This window comes from Porphyromonas sp. COT-290 OH3588 (genome assembly GCF_000769075.1).
Taxonomy (GTDB): Bacteria; Bacteroidota; Bacteroidia; order Bacteroidales; family Porphyromonadaceae; genus Porphyromonas.
In genome coordinates, this window is the sequence record NZ_JRFC01000014.1 from 202,023 (window position 1) to 221,075 (window position 19,053).

Genomic DNA, 19,053 nt, shown 5'->3' on the forward strand with positions numbered 1-19,053 from the left:
TACTCGCTATTGATGCACACGCTCTAAGTTTAGTAGACCGAGATCTCGTAGGGCAGACGAGCTTGCACGCCTAAGCTTGCGGTCTGTCGCTCAAGCAGGAGCAGGAGCTCACGCTCACGAGGGCTCATGAAGCTATACTTGAGTCTAGCCACGAAGTCGCTGCTGCTCTGACTCTCTAGGAGCTCCGAGAGGATATTGCGAGAGGTTTGGCCGTAGTCCAGTCTATACTCAGAGAGGTTCGCTAGTTTGGCTGCAGCCTCCACGGCGGTAGATAGGCCGCCCAACTCATCTACTAGACCTAGCTCTAGAGCCTTACTACCTAACCATACACGCCCCTGAGCAACCTGATCGACCTGCTCCAAGGTCATGTTGCGCCCCTCGGCCACTCGACTCAGGAACGTCCGATAGCCTCGCTCTACCATACGCTGTATGAGGGCACGCTCCTCATCTGTCATAGGGTTGATGGGTAGCCCTGCTAGACCACCGCTCTCTAGATTGGCAAACTTGCTCGTCTTGACAATATCCAAATTGACCCCTAGGCGACTAGCCAGCTCACTGGCGTTCTGCACTAGGCCGAAGATACCGATGGACCCAGTGAGCGTATTCGCCTCGGCTACGATGCGGTCGGCTGCCGAAGCTATGTAGTAACCACCAGAGGCTGCCACATCACCCATGGATACAACCACAGGCTTTAGCTCTTGCAGCGCCTTAACCTCTCTCCATATCTGCTCCGATAGGAATGCACTTCCCCCGGGAGAATTGATGCGCAGCACTACTGCCTTGACGTCCTCTCGCTTAGCTACCTCTTGTAGCTTATCGACTAGGTCGTATGTGATGCTAGTTACACCACCGTATAGAGATGCTTTCTCTGGCATGATCTCCCCCTCTGCGACGATCACAGAGATCGCATCGCCAGAGATAGGGGCACCAACCTCGGGCTGATTAACCATCTCCGACAGAGTAACCATATTGACTTCCTCGGGCTTACCTAGCTGCAAGCGCTCTGCCATAAGCCCCTTGATGTCACGTCTGTACAGCAGGGTATCGACCAGTTTGCGCTCAACGAAGAGTTGAGCTGGTGCAAACGCTTCACCACGCTCTGCTATCAGGCGTATAGAGTCGGGCTCGATGCCTCGGGCCTCTGCTATGGTAGAGGTAATGTTGTGCCAGAGGCCATCGATATAGGTCTGTACCTGCTCCTTGTTGGCCTCGCTCATGTGGTCGAGAATGAAGGGCTCTACGGCAGACTTGTATGTACCCACCTTGAAGACCTCGGTCTTGATGCCGAGCTTGGAGAGAGCGCTGCGCATCATCAAGGTGCTTGAAGCGATACCCATAATGCTTACCGAACCCTCGGGGTTGAGAGTAATCTGATCGGCAACAGAAGCCAAATAGTATGCTTTCTGACTGAAGTCGTCTGCGTAGGCTACGATAACCTTACCCGAAGCACGGAAGTCTTGCAGCGCTCTACGGAGCTCATCGACAGAAGCCATACCAGCCTGTATATGCTCTACATTGAGGTAAATGCCAGAGATATTGGGGTTATTCTTGGCCTTCTTGATCGCACGCACTGCTTCGGTCAGCGAAACGGGCATATCCTCCTTGCTTGAGCTAAGCAGGTTGTCTAGCGGATTGCTCTCGACAATCTCGGAGATCTGCGACAGATTGATCTTGAGTACCGTATTAGCTTTGATTGCCACTGGCTCTACATCGCTACTGCCGAAAGATGCCAAGCTGGCTATAGCTCCTGCGATGAAGGTAAACAGTATGAAAATCAAACACCCCGAGCCTGCTACGATCCCAAGCAAAGAGGCCAAAAACATTTTAAGGAAACTTTTCATACGAACTGGTATAATACTGATTCTTATTCTGCTATAATGTATATGGGCTACAAATATAGCACATTGGGGTAAGAGAAACAAGCTCGCTAAACGCACTTGACCATACGTGAAGCAGGCCATTCACTAGACTCATGGAGCTCCGGCTATATGCCACCTAAGGAAGAGTCTGCTTGCACCATACATGAGGGCAGCCACTGACTACCCAAGGAAAACAAAAATAACCGCCTATCAAACAGACTATTAAAACACTAGAGGCTCTCTACTGACATTATTTACCCAAAGGGCATCTATGAAACAAGGACAAGGGTGAGGCGACTACGGATAGCTCTCACTGGCCCCCCCCGTTCGTATAAACATTCTGTAAAAAAATAACAACAACACTAGCTATCAATTCGGCGATTGTCATACAGCAATCAATCATTTCAATGGGAACATTTTTTAGAATTGGTGGACTAATCTGCCCAGATCTATCCTACAATCTGTCAAGATTGATGGGAAGAAATGCCAAGCAATAAGCCGAAAATCTATAAAATCGCCTAAGTTCGCAATTTATATTGCTGGGGAATAGACATTTGTATAGAGGGCGTTTTAGGCAGTTATTTTCATCGCACTAGGGTAAAGGTGTGCCAGCGAGGTCGGACGCCGTGTAGCGCCCGCTAGGGGGCGAATACGCAATCTACCCCTTTTTTCCGCCTCGGGAAGTAAATGCCCCAACAATACTCAGAAAACTGATCCAAAATATAAATTATGTAATCCTCGACATCTCGCCAGAGTACGTCTAAAATAGTGCGATAAATCTAATTAGTTTTCGTATCTTTGCAGTTCGAAATAAAAAATTAAGAAGCGAGGCGCTGCATCACCCACAGCTATACCTTCGTCCAAATTCTATCATCTCTTACATATAATATGACATACCAAGAAGGGGCTAGGCATAGCTATGTCGCTCCAGAGACTTATCACATCCAGCTCTCAGGGCAAGGGATCAGTCTATTAACTCAAATATCGTATCTCGCCACAATCATAGACGAGGATCTCCTAGTTGATGATTGGGACGAAGAGGGCGAACTATAAAACTACAGACCCCGAATGAATACAAAAATCGCAAAGAATACAATGAAAATCAACTCCTTGAGATGCACGACACTGCTCGTCCTCCTGCTCTCGATATGGGGCTGTACTGCCGAGGATCGTGAGGCCATACTCAGCGACAATGAGGCAGCAGCAACCGCCTCTACGGAGCCCGTATTAATCTCTGTGACTACCAATGCCAAGCAGGAGGTAGATGCACTGATGCTCTCACTCGACATTGACCTTGAGGGGGAGGATCTGAGAGCCAATAAATACGAAGAAGACGAAGCTACAACGACTCTGAAAAAGTCAGACGTTCGAGCTGAAGAAACGGCCCACTGCATCATCAGGAAAAAGGGCGATCGCTCGGCGACGATCTATGCCGACATCACTTGGAAAGGACGCAGTGGCAATCGGCTCAAGCTAGAGAAAGTGCGCCTCCCCTCGGATAAAAAAATAGACCGTGCAGGTCAGTGGTACATAACCGCAATCATCGGAGGTAAGAGCTTCGACCTCAGTAACGGACAGCTACGAATGGGAGAGGCTGGCTCGGAGCCGACTTCTCTGCCAGCAGACGGTAGCCTTGATGCCCCCTATATCTTAGCTTGGACAAGGCTAGAGCTACCTGCCAACAGCCAGACAGCCTTGATCCCAGCGGCGGCTCGCTTCCGCCCCCACGGGACGATCCTTAGGTTGCAGTTCAATAGCGATATGGCTCAAGACTACAAGGCTATAGGGCTCAAGATATCGACCAATGCTTGGCGAGATACAGGAGTATTCGACCCCATGGCTATCGAGGACGACGCCCTCGATTCGCCCAATCAGCTCCCTCAGTGGCGTGCAGATGTCACCAATACCGATATCGTGGAGCGGAGGTTCACACTTGCCCCAGCAGGAGCCTCTACGAACCATAGCCTCGTCTTACCCGCAGGAGCTGGCTGGTCGCCAGAGCGCACGATCTACACTTGGGGTATGCCTACCAATGTAGAGCAGCCCAACCTAAGCACCAAGATAGAGCTAGAGGTAGAGGCGCTGGAGACCCCACAAGCAGGCGAAATCAATGTCGCCCAGCATGTCGTTACCTACGACAAGCAGAGGCATCGCCCTCTGAAAATCGGGAGCACCTACAAGCTAAGCAATATCTTGACGAGCGGTCTGATCATCTCAGAGGTCTTCTACGACTATGCTCGAGAGGAGAACCCCAGCCAGCCACAGAACCGCAACAACTACTCTATCGTCGAGATCTACAACCCCACCACTAGCCCCATAGACCTAGCCGAGTATGCGCTAGCTAGGGCTATCAACAGCTACTCGGAGGGCTATACCTTCTATGTAGCCAATACCCCTAGAGGACAGAACAACCCCAACACAGCTCTACTACTACCCTTATCGATCATCTCGGGAGATGCACCCAACAAAGTGCCATTTGGAGGCAATGTAGGTCAAAACTACCCTCGCATGGGCGAGTACGAGGGGGCGTGGTTTCATCGTTTCTTAGGTAGCCGATCCACAATCCTAGAGCCGGGGAAGACAGTACTCATAGCAGGCCCGGGTTACGCCAAAACACGCAAGAGCCCCAAGAGTAGCATCGATGCTTTTGACCGTGCCGTACAGCAAGGCACCCTCCCTGCAACCCTATTTGCAGGGAATAACACCAGCGACCCTAAGTATAGGTCTCTCAAACAAGCCGTGCAGGATCTAGAAGATGCACAAGCCACCAATCCAAGAGCTGGCGGACAGATCGACTCCGCCTTCAGCAGAGGATATACCCAAGCCTTCGTAGCAGCCGACAATGGTATCACACACGAGGGTGGCAATAGATGGCCAGCCGTCCTAGACCTAGCACCCACCGATGGTCTTGTTTTGGTTAGATACAACTCAGACAATCGCTCGCCCGAGGTAGTAGATGCGGCCGTCCCCGTCCTACAAGGACGAGCAGTAGCTTCGTCCTTCAATCAGCTTCGCTCAACGAGCCTCAACCAAGGCCTCGAGTTGGAAGATCATATCCAAGACCTCGATGCCGATAGCGACTTGCCTTACTCACTAGTACGCTCTAGAGGCTACAACTTCTCTACCGCACAGATGATTACCAAGGTGGGTGCTTGGCACTTTGAGCGTAGCGAGAACGGTGGGCGCAAGTCGCTCGGCTCTAGAAACTATGTAGCCGGACGCTCCCCATACGCCTCAACTTGGGCTGGCTACACCCAGCTCAACAACCCCAAGAACCTCCCCTTCTGGCGAGAGGTATCAGGAGTGAACATCGTACCAGAGCGAGGCTGGAGTAGCACCTCCGAGGCACAAGCAAATGGGGTGTATAATGACGGATTCGATCGCAAGCAGTCGGCCATCAAGCAGCAGAACAAGATCAAGGTTGCCCGAGCCAAAGCCTCTTCTGAGCATGCGCACAGCAAGATACCCAATGCAATAGACGGCAACACCAATGGAACTACAGATGCCACCATCTATCATTCTCGCTGGGGACGAAATGATTTGCCAATTGAGCTAGATTTCATCTTTGAGCAGACCGAGCAAGTCGGCTCGATTACTTACTATCCTCGTCAGGGAGGTAATGACAATGGCAACTTCCAAGAGGTAGAGATCTTGTACTCAAACGATGGGCAGAACTACACTTCGCTGCAGAGGCACACCTTCAACGGGACGAAAGCTATGCAAGAGCTTGCACTCAAACAGGTAGTTACCGCTGGAGCTATCCGCATCAAGGTCCTGTCGGGTGTGGGTGGCTATGCTTCGGCCTCAGAGGTAGAGTTCTACCGCTCGGGCTATAATCCTAGAGCGTATGAGCAGCTAATGGCAGATCTATTCTCCGACAAGGCTTGTACTGTGCTGCGCCCCAACCTCTCACGAGAGCAGATCCTCCAGCACTCCGACCCATTCCTCAAGGATATCGCCCTGCGGATGTACGACAGGAAGTATCCTAGAGAGTTCCGCATCGACGACTTCGAGGCCTACCCAGACCCTTGGATACAAGCCAACGAGCTCAAGACTTACCCACATTCTGTACATGACAACCCCACGGGTATAGCAGTGAAGAAGGACGAAGTGCTAGTCGTTTTCGTCGGGGATACGCATGGGCACTCTGGTCTACAACTTAGGATTCAGAACTTGGATAAGCCCAATAGCGACGGCTTCGGTGGAGCTATGTATCCGCTCAAGGAAGGCTTCAATGCAATCAAGGTTAGAGAGAAGGGGCTGATCTACGTCAATTATCTGACCAGCACAATGCAGGCTCTTAGCACAGCCAAACCCATCACTATCCACTTCGCCACGGGTACAGTCAATGGCTACTTCGACAGCCAGAGGGAGAGCCACCGTGGGCGTTGGCTAGAGCTACTCAGCAGAGCTACGGACCGCTACTTCGACATCATCGGAGCTCACGCACATATGACCTATGAGACTAGAGTGTTCCGTGGTCTGACCCCAGATGGTAAGGCACTCGCAGACGTGGCAGATAAGATCGTCGTGGCTGAGATGGAGCATCTAGGGCTCTACAAATACGACCGAGTACGTAAGAATAGATCTTATATGCATGTGATGTATCATGCCTTTATGTATGCAACGCATTACCATACAGCCTACGTCCACACTACGATGGAGACGCTAGCAAGCGCACAGAAAATGGAGAGTGCTTGGGGCCCCTACCACGAGATTGGACACACCAATCAGACGCAAGGCCTCAAGTGGAAGGGTATGACCGAGTGTACGGTCAATATCTTCTCCTTCTATGTGATGTACAATGTCTTCAAGAAACAGACACGTATGATCAATGAGAACCGCTACCACGAGGCTTGGAATGGACTATTAAGGCGCAATATCAAATCCCTAAGTGACCAAGAGCCCAATAAGGTTGTGCCCAGTGATAGCCATGCCTCCAAGACGACCAATGTCTTCGGCAAGCTAGTACCATTCGTACAGCTAGAGCTCTACTTCGGCAACGTGTTAGGCAAGACACCCGCCATACAGACCTCCGACAAGGGAGGCTTCTATCCAGACCTCTACGAGTACCTCCGTGTCCATGCGACAAACGATGCTACCAAGAGAGCACCGGGCTACGAGCAGAGTGAGTTTGCCCTCATCGCCTCCAAGGTAGCGGGCTATGACCTGACGGACTTCTTCGACAAGTGGGGCTTCCTCACTCCTGTCGATATGGAGATTGATGATTATGGCAAGGGTAGGCTCACTGTGACAGAGCAGAGAGGCCAAGAGGTGCGAGAGCAGATCAAGGCGCTCCGTAAGCCTAAGCTCAACGTAGCCCTAGAGTATATTACGGAGAACAATCTAGATTTGTACCGCAATCCTCAGCCCATGACGGTCGGCACGATTATCCGCAACAATCGTCAGATCTCCACACAGGGCTTCTCTCGTGTCGTAGCATACGAGGTGGCGGATGCTGCCGGAGAGATCCTACACATCGAGTACGGCGACAAGACTTCGTGGACGCTCCCCGCAAGCATAACTTGGACAGCCAGTCATCGTATCATCGCTGTTGATGCGACAGGCAAACGCACCCGCCTAAGCGTTAGCTAGACTTAAACGCAAGCGGGGCAGCACCGAATGTAATCGGTGCTGCCCCGCTTGGCTTATATTCTATTGAGCTACTTAACCTCCCAATAAGAATCGGTCAGTAGAAGCTCCTCAAGTGTGCGTTGAGACTTCTTGGCTTGTACATCGGCAATCTGCTGGTGCACGGCTTTTTCGTAAGAGATATCCTGCACATCACGGATCACACCAAGAGCAATAGGTAGCTCACCACCCATCATCGCCAGCATATTGTGCATCGTCACGTCTGGTTCGTGCGCGTCGTGTACAAGTACATCGTCGATCGTGTAGCCATCTTCGCCTATTGTAACGGCCTTTAGCTTAAGCCCGTCGAGCACGAGTCCCTTGTTCCTATCTTTACCAAAGATCATCTTCTCGCCATGCTGGAGCATGATCGTACGGTCATCTCGTACGTCCTTCATGGCATAGGAGCGATGAATACCATCGTTGAAGATCACACAATTGACCAGCACCTCCACCACTGATGCACCTTCGTGCTTAGCACTCTCCTGCATACAGTACTGTAGATTTTTCATATCAACATCAATAGCTCTGGCGAAGAACTTTCCTCGTGCTCCCAAGCAAAGCTCGGCTGGAATGAAAGGGTCCTCAACCGTACCGTAGGGAGAGCTCTTGGAGATAAAACCTCTGTCGCTCGTAGGTGAGTACTGCCCCTTCGTCAAGCCGTAGATGCGGTTGTTGAAAAGAATGATATTCAGATTGACATTACGACGGATCGCATGAATAAAGTGATTACCACCGATAGCCAAGCTGTCACCATCACCCGAGATAACCCAAACGCTTAGGTCGGGATTGGCAGTCTTGACGCCCGTGGCAATAGCCGCTGCACGGCCATGGATCGTATGGAAGCCATACGTATTCATATAGTAAGGCAAGCGGGACGAACAGCCAATACCCGAGATAACCGCTGTCCTATGAGTAGGAATACCGACCTCAGCCATCGCCTTGTGTAGTACCGCCAACACTGCGTGGTCACCGCAACCGGGACACCAGCGTACGTACTGATCGCTCTTGAAATCTTTTGCTTCTAGCTTACACATATTCGTATCCATGGTTTTATTGCTCTATGATTTTGGTGAATGCCTCGGTCAGCTCAGCCACTGTGAAGGGCTGACCAGTAATGCGATTGTACTGCAATGGGCAGAAACCGGGTAGCAAACCTCTCAAATAGCTAGCAAATTGCCCCGTATTCTGCTCCGCTATGACCACACGCTTGTAGCGTCGTAGCACTTCCTCGGCATTGCTGGGCAGAGGGTTGATGAAAGCGAAGTGAGCCAGTGCTATCTTGTGGCCTACTGCTCTCATCTCCTGCATTGTTTCGTAGAGGTGCCCGTAGGTACCACCCCACCCAACGATGAGTAGCTCGGCATCAAGGTCTCCCTCTACCTCCAGCTGTGGTATCTTATCGGCGATCTTGGCGACTTTCTCTGCACGGGTGCGAACCATCAATTCGTGGTTATCGGCATCTGTGCTGATCGCACTAGTATGGTAATCCTTCTCTAGGCCGCCAAGACGATGTTCGTAGCCCTCCATTCCGGGTTTGGCCCAATAGCGCACCTGAGTCTCGGAGTTACGCTCATACGGGCGCCATCTTTTGTCTGTTTCGGGGCGAAGATCTACTGTGTGTTGCTTGATCTCTGGTAGGTCGTGCATCTGAGGGATGCGCCACGCAGACGAACCATTGGCGATGAACGAGTCCGTCAATAGAATAACGGGCGTCATGTGCTCTAGTGCAATCTTAGCTGCCCAATAGGCAGAGTAGAAGCAATCGCTAGGAGTAGTGGCCGCAATAACCGGCATAGGGCTCTCACCGTTGCGTCCGTAGAGCGCCTGCATAAGGTCCGTCTGTTCGCTCTTGGTAGGCATACCCGTTGAGGGTCCTGCACGCTGCACATCGACGATGACTAGCGGGATCTCGGCGATAACGGATAGTCCCATAGCTTCACCCTTGAGGGCTAGACCCGGACCCGAAGTTGTCGTTACCGCTAGATCACCTGCAAACGAAGCTCCGATAGCGGTACAGATACCTGCAATTTCGTCCTCGGCCTGCACTGTCTTGACACCAAGTGCCTTGTGTTTGGCTAGCTCATGTAGGATATCTGTAGCAGGGGTAATGGGATAGCTCCCGAGGAATAGCTCTAGGCCTGCACGTTCGGCTGCCGCAATCAGACCATAGGCCGTAGCCTTATTACCATTAATATCTAGGTAGCGCCCGGGCTTGGGTTGCTGATTTTCCACTCGATAGACGGTGGTGGAGGCGTGTGTGTTGGCTCCGAAGTTGAAGCCGTCGTGTAGTGCTTTGATGTTGGCGTTGCGTAGATCGGGTTTCTTGCCAAACTTGCGGTCGAGAAACTCCTCTGCATGCTCAAGAGGACGATCGAAGAGCCAGCAGATAAGCCCTAGCGCAAACATATTCTTGCATCGTACGGCGCTCTTGTTGTCAAGACCAAACTCCTTGAGGCCGTCCTTGACCATCGAAGTAATGGGGGCAGCGATGACTTGCTGTGTGGTCAGCCCTAGCTCGGTGAATGGATCGTCGGTAGAGAACTCAGCTTTCTTTAGGTCGCCTGCACCAAAGGAGTCATTGTCGATGATGATGACTGACTCACGCTTGAGGTGCTTCTTGTTTACCTTGAGTGCTGCGGGATTCATCGCCACCAGCACATCCGCACTATCCCCAGGAGCACGCACGCTCTCTGAACCGATGTGCACCTGATAGCCAGATACACCGCTAAGTGTCCCTTGGGGAGCACGAATTTCGGCAGGAAAGTCTGGGAAGGTAGAGATGGTGTTGCCTAACATGGCCGAGAGATCTGAGAAGATCGTCCCTGTGAGCTGCATTCCGTCTCCAGAGTCACCAGAGAATCGAATGACAACGTCTTTCAAAGTTTTGACTGTCACTTGTCCGTCCATAACTTCTTAATTTAAACTTGTCGTTTAAGTGCCTACATAGCTATTGAGCCAGCAGAGCAATGTACTTTACATAACTACGATGCAAAGCTATGTATTTACATATACCTAGACAAATATTTTCACAACAAAATTCATAAATCAGATCACTCTCTCAAGGGGTTAATAAATATCCATCTCAATATCCACAGAGAGGGGTCGCAGATATAAAGATTATTGGGCCGATTGAAGCTGATGAAGACTGATAATATGGCGAAGGGAGGAGGACAACTTACCTACATATATAAATAGGTTGTGCTCGGGCTTAACACTCGAGCACAACCTATCATAGCAGCATGATACATTAACCCAGCACCACCTCTACGGGGCAATGGTCGGAGCCAAAGACGTCTGCGTGGATCTTGGCGGAAGACAAGCTCGACTTGAGCCGGTCGGAAACAAGGAAGTAGTCGATACGCCAGCCTGCGTTCTTCTCTCTAGCCTTGAAGCGGTAGGACCACCACGAATAGGCCCCCTCTAGATCGGGGTAGAAATGGCGGAATGTATCGACAAAACCAGCATCTAGAAGCGTCTGAAACTTCTCACGCTCCTCGTCGGTAAAGCCTGCATTGCGCCTATTGGTCTTGGGGTTCTTTAGGTCGATCTCCTTATGTGCCACGTTGAGATCGCCACAGAGAATAACGGGCTTGTGCCGATCTAAATTCGTAATATGCTGGCGAAAAGCATCGTCCCAAGTCATACGATAGTCTAGGCGACGTAGCTCATCCTGAGAATTGGGTGTATAGACCGTAACGAGGTAGAAGTCTGGCATCTCCAGAGTAATGACACGTCCCTCTTGGTCATGCTCCTCGACACCCAAGCCATAGGCGACCGATAGAGGCTCATGTTTGGTATAGATGGCCGTACCAGAATAACCTTTTTTCTCGGCATAGCTCCAGTAGCTCCTATAGCCCTCGATCTCGGCATCGAGCTGCCCCTGCTGCATTTTGGTTTCTTGTAGGCAGAAGAAGTCGGCATCGAGCTCCTGCATAATTAGGGGGAAGCCTTTGTCGAAGCAAGCCCTAAGGCCATTGACATTCCACGATATAAATTTCATTGCTTTACGTTCGATATTCATTAGTGTTAGTTCACAACCCGAACCACTCGGGTGCTACTTATATACTGAGTTCTATAAGGTCGAAGAGGGCTGCGCGAAGGTCCCGATATAGGCGCACCGCTCCCCGAGAGCACATCATACTGGCTCCCACACTCGGGGCAGCGCACCTGCAAGTCGTCCTGCACAAGTTGGACGCTCGGCGACATCTCGTAGGGACAAGCCAAATCGTAGGCAAAGAATGCCTCCTCCGTGAGTGAGCGAACCACCAATACCCCAGCGAAACCTAAGCGATCATGAGCCAGTCTGGCCTGCGTGATGCGCTCCATCCCCCCCGGCGAGAGCAGACTTGTATGGCTCTGCAAGGGGAGCTCTAGCCACACTGGTAGGCTTGGCGTAGTAGGCGCTAGCCTATCGCCACAAGCACAAAGGATGCCGAGGAGCATCAGCCCATACAGCACCCTTTGCATCAGTCTTTTGCTCGGCACAAGCATCACTAGCGATAGGGAACGGCAGCCATCATATCGGCCATTCTCTCTACCCCGTCTTGTAGCTTCCCGCCGATCATTTTTTTCATCAAGAAGTTCAGCTCCGTCCTTAGAGTCAGCCTAAGCCGAGTATCCTCTGGGGCAGCCTCTAGGAGCTGTACCCAAAGGGTAATGGGGACGGGCGACTGCTCGGCCTCGAGCTTGATAGTCTTATCTGGCTCTCGCTCCACAACCTTGAGTGTGAGTCTACCAGCTCCCGAGATCACGAAGGCACAAGAGTCTTGGTCTATTGCCTCGATCTGTATTTTGCTCGCCTCGGGGTGCTGCTTGAGAGCCTCGCCTATGCGAGATAGCCCAGTCAAGTCGCTCAGAGTCGCATAGACACGATGCCTACTGGCGGCGATGCTTTTGATATTACTAACGTAGTCTGCCATAAGTTCTGTCGGTTATTTTCCTGTCCAAGTAGATGGGCTCTTGCGCCACTGGGCGAGTACCTGCTCATCGTCCTTGCTAATATAATTGGTACGTACTGCCTCTGCGAGCACGGCGTCGTAGTCGCTTAGGGTGATGAGGCGCACATCTGCCGCCTCGAAGTTGCGTACCGCATCGGGGAAGCCATGCGTATAGATAGCCACCATGCCCAGCACCTGAGCGCCATGCTTGCGCACAGCCTCTACGGCCTTGAGGCTACTGCCCCCAGTAGAGATCAGATCCTCCACGATCACGACCCGACTACCGGGTTTGAGGTCCCCCTCGATCAGATTCTCCATACCATGATCCTTGGGAGCGGAACGTATGTAGGAGAATGGGAGCGAGAGGGCATCTGCAACCAAAGCACCCTGTGCGATAGCCCCCGTAGCCACCCCTGCGATAGCCTCTGCCTCGGGGAATTGCTCGGCGATCACTCGAGCGAGCTCTAGTTTGATGAGCGACCTGAGCTGAGGGTAACTGAGCGTCTTGCGGTTGTCACAGTAGATGGGGGACTTCCAGCCACTAGCCCATGTGAATGGTTTGTCTGGCTGTAACCTAACTGCCTGAACCTCGATCAGCTTCTGTGCTATGAGTTGCTTTACCTGTTCCATTATTTCGATATTTTGGATATTTATTAATGCAGATGATTTGCTCACACAAAGATAAGAAACCGTTTATAGTTATCCCTATCGCAGAGCAATCGGCCTACTTACCACTGCTGTAGACCTGATTGTTTTTGAGGGTTCTACCTGCGAACAGCTCGTCTAGGGTGACAATGCGGTAGCCCTTGGCTTTGAGATTGCGAATTACCTGTGGAATCGCCTCTATCGTCGTCTTATGAATATCGTGCGCCAGTACGATGGCGTTGGGGCCTGCCTTAGACATCTCCAGAGCCACTCGGTCGGCGTCTTTGTACTTCCAATCCAGAGGATCCACGCTCCAACCCATAATGGGGCGATTGACTAGCGTGAGCTTATCTTGAGTATAGGCCCCATAAGGGAAGCGGAAGTAACTAGGTCGCTGTCCTGCCACCTCACCGACGATCTCGTCCGTACGCCCAATCTGGCGGCGTGCCTCCTCGACCGATATCTTGGCGAAATTCTTATGGTCATACGAGTGGTTGCCTATGTTGTGCCCCTCCTCTACCATACGCTTCATCGTCTGCTTCTGTACGGCGGCCGACTTGCCGAGAACGAAGAAAGTCGCCTTGACGCCCTCCTGCTTGAGGATATCTAGTAGGCGTGGGGTGTAGACCGATGGCCCATCGTCGAAGGTCAGTGCCACTCGTGATGCACTCGAGTCATCGTCCGTCAAAGGACGAGCGGCCTCTTCCGGCTTCTCGAGATCAGCAATCTCTTGCGGCGCGTCTGGCTCAAGTGATCGCCCTAGACGTCTGAGGATATCTGGGTGTACATACCTGCGTACGACCCAGCTAGGCACAGGTACGGTAAAGGTGCCCATCGAGCCACTAGCAATCTGATACTTATCAAAAGTCACATACCAGTTGCCTTCATGGTCAAAGAAGAGAGCATCGTAATTCGCATCAACAGCCAGAGTGCCCTCCTCAATACCAGACTGCATCTCCACCCAAACGGTCTGTCGCTCATGCTCGCTACCGAAGTCTTTGCTCTGCATCAAGCGCAGCCTAACAGCCTCACTTGCGGCAGCCCTCATCTCCGAGGCAAAGCCCTCGAAGGCATCTTCGTCTACAAACAAATCAGCTATTGATACAACACGCCTATGCTCTAGGTCGAAGATAGAGGCATAAGAGGAGTCGTCGTAGTTATTGCCCCGAGAGGTGCTGCGTGTGTAGAGGAAAACGATAAAGCTATCGCCTCGGTACTTGACCTCGAAGTGCTGATTATAGTCTAGAGTAGCCGTAGACTCCTGAGAGAGCTGTGCCACCTCTGCTCTAAACTCATCAATGAACTGCTGAGAGAGGTTGCGCTCTCGCTCGTTGATGAACTCATATTTGGTAAAAGGGAACGACACAGTCAAGTGGCTTCTCTCTGGGTCATTGCCTATTTTCATCGTGAAGACCTGCACATCCTCGTCCGTATCATCGAGCGTGAGATCCTCCGTCAAGGTCGCCAGATCCGTCACTTCTACCACATCGGCAGAGGCTAAGCTATCGGCGGAGGCTGACGAATCGCCCGACTGCCTAGATCCGCAACTAGCCATAAGGAAGAGCGCCAATACCCCGAATAGTAATGTGTTATATCTTTTCATAAACTTAGTTTTTTCGTATGCAAAAGTAATCAAAATAAGCACATTCCTCTACCCTAGCCCACGGTAACTCCCCCCAAGCTACTGCGATGCTATTCACTACATTCAGCCTCGGCCATACGCTTGGCATACTCCCGTCAGACTTAAAGCCTTCTAGGGCACGATTACTTAGCTTGGTATAGCTAGAGCAACCGCTACTCTTACTCTCGTCTTACGACACAATCCTTGCATTTTGTACATTTTCACGCATCTAAAAGGGGCTGAGCCAAAAATAAATTTTGACACAGCCCCTCTCTAAATCCTTGCCCTTAGGAATAAGCCTTACGTCTCCTGCTTGGTCATGATAACTAGATCCTGATAGTTGGGTGGCACTTCATCTCCTCTCCAGCGGCCAAAAAACGATCGTCTTGTGTACTCATTCGTCTACTTTCTTATTAAGGAGTGTTAATAGGTTTGTAAAGAATTTCGAGAAACAAGCATAAGATTTATAAAGGACGGCGGGACTATCTAGAAAAATTGATGGGAAGACTTCCTCCGATTGGTGGACTAATCCCTTGAGATGTGTCCACCAATCTTAGTAGATTGATGGGAAGAAATTCTTCAAAATGTGATACAATTGCATATACACAGCCGAGAATACATCATAAATACCTTTATATAAGCACATTACAAATGCCCGTTTTAGGCGAGTATTTTGTCTAGGCTGGGACTAAGTGCCCAAATGAGGTCGGACGCAACAGAGAGCCTCCTAGAGGGCAAATACGAGGTGTGCCACCTCCTACCCGAGAGGGGCGGATTGACACTCAAACAAGCCCTCAATCGTTACAGAGTGTAAACTCCTGAATTATCTCAACTAGACAGCAAAGTATTGGGAGGTGTAGGACTTACATCAGTCAGATTTTGGTTTTTCGCCCAAAGTTCGTTTGTTTATTATGGCACACCGCTTTACTTTTGTAGTCAGGCGGTGTGTTATGATGCGCAATTTGCTCTATTGCTTGCACATTATGGGGCACCGCTGAGGTGTAAATGAATTATAAACGGACAGATATGATACAGCAACAGGAGGCTCCCGTTCTCCTAATGATAGATACCGCTACGCCTGTATGTAGCTTAGCCATAGCTCATGGCGAGGAGCTAATCGCCTGCCACACAGAGCAGGATCGCCGAGGTGAACACGCCGCAATAGCTGCCCCGATTGCCGAGCAGCTCATCGCAGAGCTAGAGAGCCGAGGCCTTAGCCCCGATGCTATCGTTGTGAGTGCCGGGCCGGGGAGCTATACGGGGCTACGCATAGGCTCTTCACTAGCCAAGGGACTATGCCAAGGCTATGGCATACCACTGATTGCGATCTCCACTCTAGAGATGATGGCTCAGGGCTATCTGGCCAGCATATCCAACCCAACAGATACACTGCGTCTATGCCCAATGATCGATGCTAGGCGTATGGAAGTCTACACAGCCACATTCGACAGCAAGGGCAATCGCCTAAGCGAGGACAAGCCTTGTGTACTCTCGGCCGATACTCTTCTGGACGATGAGATGCGTTCGTACCGCTATCATTTCTTCGGTTCGGGAGCTGGCAAATGCAGTGGCCTCTGGGAGGGCATAGACTATGTAGTGGTCGAGAGCTTCGCCCCCGAGGCTCGCTATATGCATCAGCTCGCCCTAGGAGCATACGAGCGAGGCGCATTCGTCGATCTAGCCTACTGGACGCCCAATTACCTCAAGGAGTATGTAGCCGTCGTGGCACAAAACAAGGTTCTAGGTCGCTAACCTCATGAGCACTGAGGAAGTACTGCTGGATAGTAGCAATGTAGAGCAGGCAGCTCTACTAGATCTGCTGGAGAAAACCAACCAAAGCCTTTTCCTCACGGGTAAGGCTGGCACGGGTAAGTCCACGCTCCTACGCTACATCGCTCGACATACGCACAAGCGACATGTGATACTTGCCTCAACGGGCATTGCAGCACTCAACGTAGGGGGGCAGACCATTCACTCCTTTTTTAAGCTCCCCTTGCGCCCTCTACTCCCAGACGACCCAGACCTGAGTACCGCCAAAAATCAGGTCTACGAAGCCTTTCGCTACACCAAGGAGCACAAAGCTCTGCTTCGCAGCCTAGACCTAATCATCATCGACGAGATCTCGATGGTGCGTGCCGACATCATTGACGCCATTGATAAGCTCCTGCGGGTCTATACGGGACGTAGCAGTACGGCTTTCGGTGGGGTACAGATGCTTTTTGTGGGCGACCTCTTCCAGCTAGAGCCCGTGGTCAAAGCGGACGAAAAGAGTATCCTCGACAGGTACTACAAGTCGCACTTCTTCTTCGGGGCTCAGGTATTCCGAGCTCACGAACTAGTGACCATAGAGCTGCAAAAAGTCTACCGTCAAGCAGACGCACACTTCGTGGGGATCCTAGATCGTGTGCGCAGTGGCGTGGTAACCCACCCGGATATCTGGGACATCAACGCCCGAGTCAATGCCGATTATGTAGCACCCGAGGGCGAGCTGGTCGTTACGCTCGGCACTAGGCGTAGCCAAGTAACCTACATCAACGAGAAGAGGCTGGAGCAGCTCCTCACATCTGCCTTTACCTTCGAGGGTGTGGTCGATGGCGACTTCCCCGACAGCACACTACCCACGGAGCGAGAGCTAACACTCAAGGAGGGAGCGCAAGTCATGTTTCTGGCTAACGACCGAGAGAAACGCTGGGCCAATGGCACGATCGGGATAATTGACTCAATAGATGCCGAGGAGCGTAAGATCTACATTCGCCTTGAGAATGGTCAGGTACACACCGTAGACCCATACATCTGGGAGCACAAACGCTACACCTACGACGAAGAGGAGCGGCGCATTCGTACCGAGACGCTCGGTCAATTTATCCAGTTCCCCCTACGCTTGGCTTGGGCAATCACCATACACAAGAGCCAAGGGCTAACTTTCGACCGTGTGATCATTGACTTCGGCGAGCGTGTCTTCGCAGGCGGACAAGCCTATGTCGCCCTGAGCCGCTGCCGAAGCCTAGAGGGCATGGTGCTACGCACGCCGATGAATATGCGGGACATCATCGTACGCCACGAAGTGCAACGCTTCTATATGCAAGCCAACAACCCCGAGGCAATAGCCTCGTCACTGGAGCGAGCAAAGGCGCTACAAGGCTATATAGAGGCGTGTAGGACATGGAGTAGAGGGCAGTACACTGCCGCAATAGAGCATCTGAAGCATGCCATCGCGGCGAAAAACGAGCTAGACAACCCTGCCTACCTGCGTCTGATGGCTCAGAAGCTGCAAGTCGTGGCGCAACAGAAAAGGCAGCTGCAAGAACTAAGGGTAGAGCTGGAAGAGAAGAAACAGCTCCTGAGAGCCCTGTCTCAGGAGCACAAAACGATGGGCGACGAGTGTCTACTCGAGGCACACGACCCCGAGGCAGCACTGCGCTGCTACGACAAGGCGCTTCGCTTCGATGAGCTCAACGTGGCAGCCTTGATCGGTCGAGCGAGAGCTCTACACGAGAAGCGAGATCGCAAGGGAGCGCTCTCTGCTCTAGCCGAAGCCGTGGCTCTAGCTCCCGTAGATATACAGGTACTATTGGCCCAAGGAGAGCTACTACTAGGCTATGGTCTACACGAGGAGGCACTACAACCACTACAGAGGGCCCATAGCCTACAACCTAGATACATCCCAGTGCTGGAGCTTATGGCAGAGGCGTACGATAGGCTAGAGCAAGAAGATGAGGCAGAGGCGTGCCGCCAAGAGATCAAGCGCATCGAGCGCAAGAGCTAGAGGGTTGCGCCAGCACTGCTATATCACTTACTTTGGGGGTAGTATCCTAGCCGAAAACACACATAATTCACTATTAATAGGTATAGTTCGGTATCGGCTTATCCCATACCTTTGTTCCTAGCAATTTAATTCATCGCCAAAGGAGCATTGATATGACGACTGACTATTTAACTAGAGGGATGACCGAGTACCCAGTTAGTTTGCCATCTAGCGAAACGACGATGCAGCGCATCGCCATACACCATATCTATGAGTACGAAAAAGGTATCCGCTGCATGGTACTCTGTACACTAGAGCTAGAGGAGCTGGCTCTGATACAGCGCAAGCTCGAGGGACGTGGCATCGCTTATTTTACTCAGCCCACGCCGAAGCAAACCAAGATTAATCTCTTTTTTGGACGCAAGGAATGTGTGGATATGATCAGCTATTTCCTGCAAGACAAGTATCTGCACGAACTGAATGCAGAGCAGGACTTCATACTCGGCTCTCTACTCGGGTATGACTTGTGTGGTCAATGTGCACGGTATCAGAAGCGCATGCAGCTCATAGGTCAGGAGGGGACGATCGCTTAGTAGGCTTTCGTTAAGCAGT

General features: G+C 51.5%; 13 protein-coding genes. 5 read left to right on the plus strand and 8 right to left on the minus strand.

The window, feature by feature from the left end; translation table 11 throughout:
• Window positions 1–29 precede the first annotated feature (29 nt).
• The gene (gene sppA, locus HQ48_RS02660; protein ID WP_052408941.1) at window positions 30–1,841 is read right to left on the minus strand and encodes a signal peptide peptidase SppA; all 1,812 of its coding nucleotides are present in this window, start codon (window positions 1,839–1,841) and stop codon (window positions 30–32) included.
• 906 nt (window positions 1,842–2,747) lie between these two features.
• Here sppA and HQ48_RS09335 point away from each other — a divergent pair.
• Together HQ48_RS09335 and HQ48_RS08980 are read left to right on the plus strand one after the other, a co-directional pair.
• Window positions 2,748–2,912: a hypothetical protein gene (locus HQ48_RS09335; RefSeq protein WP_160225889.1), complete on the plus strand. Its 165-nt coding sequence runs from the start codon at window positions 2,748–2,750 to the stop codon at window positions 2,910–2,912.
• A gap of 42 nt (window positions 2,913–2,954) precedes the next feature.
• A complete protein-coding gene (locus HQ48_RS08980) occupies window positions 2,955–7,454 on the plus strand; it encodes a M60 family metallopeptidase (RefSeq protein ID WP_160225891.1) in 4,500 nt (1,499 codons plus the stop codon).
• Between the two features lie 68 nt (window positions 7,455–7,522).
• Here HQ48_RS08980 and HQ48_RS02670 read toward each other — a convergent pair whose 3' ends face one another.
• The 7 genes from HQ48_RS02670 to HQ48_RS02700 all read right to left on the minus strand — a co-directional run bounded on the left by HQ48_RS02670 (window position 7,523) and on the right by HQ48_RS02700 (window position 14,678).
• Window positions 7,523–8,539: a 2-oxoacid:ferredoxin oxidoreductase subunit beta gene (locus HQ48_RS02670; protein ID WP_044231560.1), complete on the minus strand. Its 1,017-nt coding sequence runs from the start codon at window positions 8,537–8,539 to the stop codon at window positions 7,523–7,525.
• Window positions 8,540–8,543: 4 nt separating this feature from the next.
• Window positions 8,544–10,400 carry a 2-oxoacid:acceptor oxidoreductase subunit alpha gene (locus HQ48_RS02675; RefSeq protein ID WP_044231561.1) on the minus strand — a complete coding sequence of 619 codons (1,857 nt, stop codon included), beginning with the start codon at window positions 10,398–10,400 and terminating at the stop codon, window positions 8,544–8,546.
• Between the two features lie 340 nt (window positions 10,401–10,740).
• The gene (locus HQ48_RS02680; protein WP_044231967.1) at window positions 10,741–11,493 is read right to left on the minus strand and encodes an exodeoxyribonuclease III; all 753 of its coding nucleotides are present in this window, start codon (window positions 11,491–11,493) and stop codon (window positions 10,741–10,743) included.
• A 26-nt stretch (window positions 11,494–11,519) separates the two neighbouring features.
• On the minus strand, window positions 11,520–11,960 hold the full coding sequence (locus tag HQ48_RS02685; protein WP_052408943.1) for a hypothetical protein: 441 nt from the start codon (window positions 11,958–11,960) through the stop codon (window positions 11,520–11,522).
• A 26-nt stretch (window positions 11,961–11,986) separates the two neighbouring features.
• On the minus strand, window positions 11,987–12,412 hold the full coding sequence (locus HQ48_RS02690; RefSeq protein WP_044231562.1) for an SRPBCC family protein: 426 nt from the start codon (window positions 12,410–12,412) through the stop codon (window positions 11,987–11,989).
• Window positions 12,413–12,424: 12 nt separating this feature from the next.
• Entirely contained in the window at window positions 12,425–13,060 is a 636-nt protein-coding gene (gene pyrE / locus HQ48_RS02695) for an orotate phosphoribosyltransferase (protein ID WP_044231563.1), read from the minus strand.
• Window positions 13,061–13,154: 94 nt separating this feature from the next.
• Window positions 13,155–14,678 carry a polysaccharide deacetylase family protein gene (locus HQ48_RS02700; protein ID WP_044231564.1) on the minus strand — a complete coding sequence of 508 codons (1,524 nt, stop codon included), beginning with the start codon at window positions 14,676–14,678 and terminating at the stop codon, window positions 13,155–13,157.
• A 1,044-nt stretch (window positions 14,679–15,722) separates the two neighbouring features.
• Between HQ48_RS02700 and tsaB the strand changes: the two genes are divergently transcribed.
• The 3 genes from tsaB to HQ48_RS02715 all read left to right on the plus strand — a co-directional run bounded on the left by tsaB (window position 15,723) and on the right by HQ48_RS02715 (window position 19,034).
• Window positions 15,723–16,448: a tRNA (adenosine(37)-N6)-threonylcarbamoyltransferase complex dimerization subunit type 1 TsaB gene (tsaB, locus tag HQ48_RS02705; protein WP_081969696.1), complete on the plus strand. Its 726-nt coding sequence runs from the start codon at window positions 15,723–15,725 to the stop codon at window positions 16,446–16,448.
• A 4-nt stretch (window positions 16,449–16,452) separates the two neighbouring features.
• The gene (locus HQ48_RS02710) at window positions 16,453–18,462 is read left to right on the plus strand and encodes an AAA family ATPase (protein ID WP_044231566.1); all 2,010 of its coding nucleotides are present in this window, start codon (window positions 16,453–16,455) and stop codon (window positions 18,460–18,462) included.
• Window positions 18,463–18,614: 152 nt separating this feature from the next.
• Window positions 18,615–19,034, plus strand: coding sequence for a DUF2023 family protein (locus HQ48_RS02715; protein WP_235300186.1), 420 nt, complete (start codon window positions 18,615–18,617; stop codon window positions 19,032–19,034).
• The last annotated feature ends 19 nt before the right edge of the window (window positions 19,035–19,053 follow it).

Coding starts and splice junctions, on each gene's coding strand:
- HQ48_RS02675 (WP_044231561.1), bottom strand. CDS start 10,400: ATGGACGGACAAGTGACAGTCAAAACTTTGAAAGACGTTGTCATTCGA.
- tsaB (WP_081969696.1), top strand. CDS start 15,723: ATGATACAGCAACAGGAGGCTCCCGTTCTCCTAATGATAGATACCGCT.
- sppA (WP_052408941.1), bottom strand. CDS start 1,841: ATGAAAAGTTTCCTTAAAATGTTTTTGGCCTCTTTGCTTGGGATCGTA.
- HQ48_RS02685 (WP_052408943.1), bottom strand. CDS start 11,960: ATGCAAAGGGTGCTGTATGGGCTGATGCTCCTCGGCATCCTTTGTGCT.
- HQ48_RS02700 (WP_044231564.1), bottom strand. CDS start 14,678: ATGAAAAGATATAACACATTACTATTCGGGGTATTGGCGCTCTTCCTT.
- HQ48_RS08980 (WP_160225891.1), top strand. CDS start 2,955: ATGAAAATCAACTCCTTGAGATGCACGACACTGCTCGTCCTCCTGCTC.
- HQ48_RS02690 (WP_044231562.1), bottom strand. CDS start 12,412: ATGGCAGACTACGTTAGTAATATCAAAAGCATCGCCGCCAGTAGGCAT.
- HQ48_RS02710 (WP_044231566.1), top strand. CDS start 16,453: ATGAGCACTGAGGAAGTACTGCTGGATAGTAGCAATGTAGAGCAGGCA.
- pyrE (WP_044231563.1), bottom strand. CDS start 13,060: ATGGAACAGGTAAAGCAACTCATAGCACAGAAGCTGATCGAGGTTCAG.
- HQ48_RS02680 (WP_044231967.1), bottom strand. CDS start 11,493: ATGAAATTTATATCGTGGAATGTCAATGGCCTTAGGGCTTGCTTCGAC.
- HQ48_RS09335 (WP_160225889.1), top strand. CDS start 2,748: ATGACATACCAAGAAGGGGCTAGGCATAGCTATGTCGCTCCAGAGACT.
- HQ48_RS02670 (WP_044231560.1), bottom strand. CDS start 8,539: ATGGATACGAATATGTGTAAGCTAGAAGCAAAAGATTTCAAGAGCGAT.
- HQ48_RS02715 (WP_235300186.1), top strand. CDS start 18,615: ATGACGACTGACTATTTAACTAGAGGGATGACCGAGTACCCAGTTAGT.